The following is a 6758-nucleotide window of genomic DNA, read 5'->3' on the forward strand; positions in this document are numbered from 1 at the left end:
AGTTAGTGTATTATTTTTGAAAATAAAATTTCTTGTACGTTGCGAGGAGGCGCTATGACGCAAATCATACACGTCATAGAAATTATTCTCGAAATACCAATCAGACAGCTTTTCAGCTTCGTACAAATAGACGTAATAGACGTGGTTTGCTCTTTGTTTAAACGGTCGAGCCAAGATTTTTCTACGATGAACCTATTATTTTTTATATATCGCACATGTCCGTCTTTCGCTTTTACCAATTCGCAATTTAATCCCTTTAATGAAGAGAAACACATATTATTCTTATTTGTATTACCTTCATATATGACCTCATCTGCGGTTAGATAAGCATCGTATAAATTGACGTTGTGATTTGATTTTAAGCCTTCTACATGATTTCCTGTGTAATGGCACTGCTTTCCTTCTAGTAGAATCAGTGTGTAGTAGTTAAATGATGAATTTGTTAAATAGCAAGAGTCGTCATTAATCAACTCATTATCTCTGCATATGGTTTTAGTCCTTCGCGCTCTAATTTCTTTGTAGTATGTGTTCGTATTGCTGATGTGTAGATCAAAGCATTTCGCCGAGGTAAAATTCCGTATTTTATTTTCGCTAATTTCGCATACCTCGAACGGCATGTTTATAAATTTTAGAAAATCTAAATCTTGATTGAGCAACTGATTTTTATTTATACGAATATTTTTAATACCAATTCCTGAAGGATCTGAAGATGTCCCACTCGTTTCCAAACACCTGATCTTTCTAGTGCAAGTTGTATTGCTAAATGTAAAGTTATCTATATGTCCAGTGCTGTTAAGCCAGAACATGGTTATATTTTCTGCTGTAGCTGTTAAAGCAATACCATCCACTAGTATTTCTTTAGCCTTTTGTACAGTAAACATTGTACCGTCTGATGTAAAGACAAACTCTGCATTATCAGATTGTCCTAATATATTGCAGTAGGAAATTTCTTTTTCTGTTGCTTTTATTGTTGTCGGTATGGAAATATAGTATTTTCCATCAACTAATATTTTTTTCCCTTCTCGGACTGCATCTAATAGTTTTTCGTAATTTGATTCAGCAGCTGCTTGACAATCACTTACCATGTCAAGTAGCGAGCAGCTCCAGCCATGACTGTCTAACAGCTGATTTAGCTTTTCATTAATTCTATCACTTTCACTTTGTTCCAAAACGTCGATATTATTTTTCATCTTTTTCTCCTTTTTTAATAAATAAGGACACCTTATTTGGTGTCCTTGGATTTCTTATTCCTATTTTTTATGGAAATAAACATAGGAACCGGTTTTCTATTTTTGACAATATACTAATTGAATTTTCATTTATTATACTGGTAAAACAATATATTCGTTTGTATCTGTATCTACTGTAATTGTTGAATTTGTCTGATCTGGATGAGTTATCATTCCTGTTCCTTTTTTAGTATGAATCAAGGCATTCACATTGTACCCACCCGTTGAATGATTTCTTAATGCTCTTGAAGCTATCGTTGATGGGCTTAAAGTTCTAATCATGAAAATATTATGATGAGCAATGATCTTAGAATTCTCCGATGCTCTAAATATCCTAATACCAAATTTATCTTTTGCCCTTGAAATGATTTCATTATTCTCTAGAATAATATTTCTCAAATCTCCCTCTCCATGGGTATCCAGATAAATCGCATAAGCACTTTCCGTTCCCTCAGCCCAATAATCTTTGATTGTATTCCCTTTAAAAATAATGGTATGCTGATCTCCTCGAATCGTGATAGGTCTCTGCCCCCCAGTAATCATATTTCCCTCAAATTTAATTTCAAAGGGGGTACTATTCCTACCATTTGGAAGGCTATTATGTGAAATTTTTATAACCTCTTTTTGTGTTCCACCTATGATACGATTATTTTTTACAGTCCCTGTATTTCCTTGGTTAAATACACTAATACCATTCAAAAGCGCTATACCGATATAATTCGCCTCAACAATAAAATCCGTTACCCTTTGAATACATTCATGTCCATTAGTGAATCCCTGAATAGATACATGATCTTTATTATGTTCGAAGTAATTACTCATAACGATAGGAGCTATTGACCCGCATAAACGAATACCATGTTGAGAAGAATTCATGACTTTATTTCCTAGGACTAAACATCTCTCTCCCCTAATAATCTCGATCCCTGATCCTTCAGCCGTATTAAGGATCGTATTATAAAGAAGCTTCGTATTCCTAGAATTCCCCATACTTGAGTAGCCAACTCTAATCCCTGCATCATCAGCATTGTCAATTAAACAATGCTCCACAACAACATCTTCTGAATGATTGATTTTAATTGCATGCCTCTCAGAATCATTTGGATTATCAGGGGAGCATATGTTTTTTATTTGAAGATGACCGATGTACACATCATTCATCCCATCGGAAATCTCTATTCCATGCCTTCCTACTCTTTGCATCTGAATCAAAGTAGATTGTTTTCCCGATCCAATAATTGAACTTCCACCTAATGGACGTAAAGTATCACTGATTCTATATACTCCTTTCTGTAGCCTTACGACTTCACTCCCTACATTTTCTAGTTTTTTTGTTAATGCTGCCGTGTCATCATGACTAACAAAAACACCCATTTCTGTATAAGAAGATTTATGTTCAATAGTAATTTTATTCCCATCTATAGCTGCTATTTTGCTTACTAAATACCTACCATGCTGAACAACTTCGAACCTACTTTTTATCTCTGTTGTTCCAGTGTCAATATACATGGAATCTAGCGACTTCTTTACCCCATTAGTATTCGCAATAAAAAAAACTACGTTGCTATAACTATATTCTTTCGCCGTAGTCCAATTAGTATATTTTTCTTCTCTGATTTCTTGTGCAATATCATGTGGCTGTTTAAGAGTTCCCTCTTGAATTCTTGTAATGGTTGCGGATACACCTGTCCCTACACCATGCAATACTGTTCCCCAACGTTTTCCGGCAACAGTAGCTGTCAAAGTTACTATATCCGTTCCTGCAATTCCTCCGGTTTCCCATCCTTCAAAATACCAAGCCCTAATTTTATCTGCAATTTGAACGGCAGATTCCTCTGCTGTTACTGGGATAATATGCTCTACAGCATTTAGAATCAAATGTATATTACCGCTTATAGTTGCTCCTTCTGTGATCTGTATCTGATTCTTTTCTTTTACCGCTGAAACAGAAACCGTTCTCGTACTTTCATTTGGAAGCTTATACGTAAAGGTTCCAGAATCCTTCGCCTGTTCTTCAATAACGAGAGTAAGAATTTCTCTTGTATTTGCTCCTGCCCCTGCAACATAGATACCTTGTCCCACTTTAAAGTCTTTTATATCCTCCACCAAGATCTGATTACTCCCAGAAGTAATAGTTCCTTTTGTGGTTTCACCACTTCCGCTTAGCTCTTCCTCGTACCCGTCAAGATTGTACATCCTTTGCAGTACATTCGTGTCTGTTTCAGAATATAGTTTCATATTAATACACCTCTCCTTTTAATTTTTTGATTTATATTATTCACTGATGTTCGGCATTACTCTTTTAATCCTTCTCTATTTCTACTCATGATACCCCAAAACGATGTGGACGGCTATGTTTGAAGAACAAGATGTTTTTTGTGCTAATGTGCTAAGCTTAGCATTAATAACAAATCGACTAATTTATTCTGCAATTAATCCAAAGCCTCTCCACTTTCCCGGGCTTCCTGATTCGATACATACCCATCCTATATGACCAAGAGCACTTGGATTAACATTAAAGACAATCTCTCCTCGATGCCAACTACCCGAAGATGGTGTAGTATTTGAAAAAGTAAACGGCTTTCTTGCGACTGTCTGACTCAAGTTTTCCGTAATATATTTTAATCTTTGATTATTTCGAATTTTCGTGGGTGTATTAACAAAATTATTATTATATAGATGGATGTTCGAGTCTGTAACTGCTGAAGTTAACCCTAAGTCAATTGCAATTTCTGAACAGTCGAAATGATTATCCCTAAAAACAGCATAGTTAATCTTATGATTTTTTAGTCCTATCCCTCTGGTACAGTTAACAAATTTGTTGTTTATTATAAATGGACCCTGGATATTTGCTGCTCCAAAGTTTTGAAAGGCTCCATCAGAAGTATAGCTCCCACCATTTTTGATTTCATTTCCTTCAAAATTCATATAATTGCATCTGAAATTTGTAATATTAGCATTTACTATACTATTATTTGCAATTTGTACATGATTGATATCTCTAACAATTAACCCTCCACCATTCGATACATTATTAATAATATAAACGTTCTCTTTACAATGATTATAAATATCACAAAAATGTGTAGGGAGTTCTGCTTTTTCATGTACTTCAAAATGATTGTCTTGAATATAAATATCGGATATATTCCCTATCCCTATAGTGCTTCCTGTCGCTGCGAATAAACGTCTAGCTTTAACATTATTTTTTAACAAGTGTATATTTTTATAACGTGTGCTCGCTGCTCCATTTGCTTGATACATTCTGCAAAAATTATCTGGACCTGTTGCTTGGTTATTTTCAATGAATACGTTCGAGATTCTTTCAACTAAACTAGTATTGCTTTCACAAGCAATGATAGCTTGGTAAGCTATATTTTTACTCAAGCTGTTTTTTTCAATATACACTTTATCGACAGAAATTAAGGTCACACAACCTCTATAACAATTTCTGATCTTATTATTTATTACCTTAATATTCTCCGAATAATAAGGTGTTCCTTGGTGAGTATCACCACCCCTTGCGATACAGATTCCATCACCATAAAAACCATCAATAACACAATTCTCAATGGTTACATTTTGGCACCCGCCTAAAGTGATTGCGTGGCCATGTTCCCTTTCTGTATTAGTACCGTTCCAATCACTTTTAAGGTGTAAACCAGATATTTGAATATTGTTTCCTTGGTAGCTTTTTAGCCAGAAAAGCCTACCATTAAATGTCCCATCATTATTAATTCTAAATATTCTAGGTAGACCTACTCCGATTATTGAGTTTTTTGGAAAAAGAGTTTTGGTAATAATATATTCCCCAAATGGCACAAATAATGGAACTCCAATTGCTAAAGCTTGCTCAAAAGCCTCACTATCATCAGTAACCCCATCCCCTTTCGCCCCAAAATCCTTAACGTTAAGCCCTCTTTCAGCAAGAGTTGTGGTTAAGGTTCTCGGGTTTGTCCCTAATTGTTCCATATCACCTATTCTTGGATCAAAACATATTTCATTTTGCAACATAAAATCCCTACCGCCTTTCTTTTTTATAAATTTTTTATTACATTCTTCATAGATGCTCATCTTTTCTGTGTCGCACTTCATCTTGTAATGTTTTCTGACCATGCAAAAAGCCGTCCAACGATGTGGACGGCTATGTCAGAAAACTGGATGATTTTGTGCTAAGCTTAGTATACTTTATATTTTTTTGTTTTTCACAAATATGGACATATCAGACATTAAGTACATAAAAATCTAAATTTGAAGAAATTTATCACTGATTCGTCAACAATATTATCATTGACACGAATGATCCTAAACGATGCACCTACACCTTGCAACTCTAATATGCAGACTACCGTAACTACTTTTCTTTTTTCAATAAAAGGTAATTACATCTAAAACAACAAAAAAATTTCAATATTCTTTCAAATCGACAAATTCCATATTTCAGGTTACAATGGATATTACTGAGAAATAGATAGGAATAAGTGGTACTTATTATTTATACTTCTCAAAACCCAATAATAATACTACTGTTAAAGGAAGCGGCTCAATTAATTAATAACAGGGGATTCTTCTGAATCCCTTTTTTCTTGGAGGTCAATATGTTAATAGATTTTAATTACACCTTTAGATTAATAGCTTTGTTGATATTTATTATTCTAGCATTCTATTTAAAGAAAAAGAAATCCAAGTCTTTTTCTTATATAGCATTTTTTGGATTATTCTATTTGTATATGATGTTAGTAATTAACTATACACAGTTTCCAATAATAACAGATCTTGATCCTCTTTATCACAGTCTCTCCAATTCAGTTAATTTGGTACCTAATAATCCGTTTACAGATATTAACAGAGCAATAATATTAAATGTACTATTAACCATTCCATTTGGTTTTTTACTTCCATTTTTAAAGAGTGTTAATTTTAAAAAAATTGGAATATATGGAATTGTATTAACTTTATCGATTGAGTCTCTTCAACTTATTGTATACCTATTACTAGGTGCACATAATAGATTCATTGATATTAATGATATTTTTAGCAACTTTATTGGAGTAATTTGTGGATACTTTTTATTTAAAATCTTCTGTGGTTTTGTTATCTCTTCGATAAACAAGTACAATATAGAAACGAATTCCATCCTTGAATTTATTTGTAATGCATCTAAGATTTATGTATCGAACAAGTAAATTCTCAATTGCATTGTTTAAAAGTTCGGTTAGTATATAACTATATCTGATAATCTAATTGAGCAACTTGATCTCTCAGCCCACAATAAGATTAGCCAGTTCTCAATGTACTTATCCATTAATAGAGGGTTGCAAGGCGAAATCAAACTCCCCTATAATTGGATAGGCTACACTTGTGTTTCCATTCCAAAATTGTTGAATGGTGCACCTTGTATATTGACTCCATTTCATTTAATGAATAGTGGTTCTCTAATGTTTTTAATGTCTCGTATTTCTCTTCTGCAGAGTAAGATCTTTTAGACATAACAAAATACTCCCCCATAAGTAGCCAGATTTTATTTTT

At 33.7% G+C, this 6758-nt stretch carries 5 protein-coding genes; 1 reads left to right on the forward strand and 4 read right to left on the reverse strand.

What is annotated here, in order from left to right; all coding sequences use genetic code 11:
• Positions 1–2 precede the first annotated feature (2 nt).
• From JCM10596_RS14575 to JCM10596_RS14585, 3 genes are all read right to left on the reverse strand, one after another.
• Positions 3–1190, reverse strand: a complete 1188-nt coding sequence (locus tag JCM10596_RS14575) for a hypothetical protein (protein ID WP_025027767.1) — start codon at positions 1188–1190, stop codon at positions 3–5.
• Between the two features lie 132 nt (positions 1191–1322).
• Positions 1323–3467 (reverse strand): right-handed parallel beta-helix repeat-containing protein, encoded by a 2145-nt coding sequence (locus JCM10596_RS14580; protein WP_025027768.1) that lies wholly within the window; start codon positions 3465–3467, stop codon positions 1323–1325.
• 183 nt (positions 3468–3650) lie between these two features.
• Positions 3651–5345, reverse strand: a complete 1695-nt coding sequence (locus JCM10596_RS14585; RefSeq protein ID WP_025027769.1) for a glycosyl hydrolase family 28-related protein — start codon at positions 5343–5345, stop codon at positions 3651–3653.
• 614 nt (positions 5346–5959) lie between these two features.
• On the opposite strand from JCM10596_RS14585, the gene JCM10596_RS31425 reads away from it, so the two are divergent.
• Positions 5960–6415 carry a VanZ family protein gene (locus tag JCM10596_RS31425; RefSeq protein WP_369345647.1) on the forward strand — a complete coding sequence of 152 codons (456 nt, stop codon included), beginning with the start codon at positions 5960–5962 and terminating at the stop codon, positions 6413–6415.
• Between the two features lie 142 nt (positions 6416–6557).
• Here JCM10596_RS31425 and JCM10596_RS30335 read toward each other — a convergent pair.
• A partial coding sequence (locus JCM10596_RS30335) for a hypothetical protein (RefSeq protein ID WP_025027771.1) occupies positions 6558–6758 on the reverse strand: 201 nt, incomplete at its 5' end.

Origin of the sequence: Caldalkalibacillus mannanilyticus JCM 10596, assembly GCF_000615945.1 — a bacterium.
In the GTDB taxonomy this organism is placed as follows: domain Bacteria; phylum Bacillota; class Bacilli; order Caldalkalibacillales; family JCM-10596; genus Bacillus_AT; species Bacillus_AT mannanilyticus.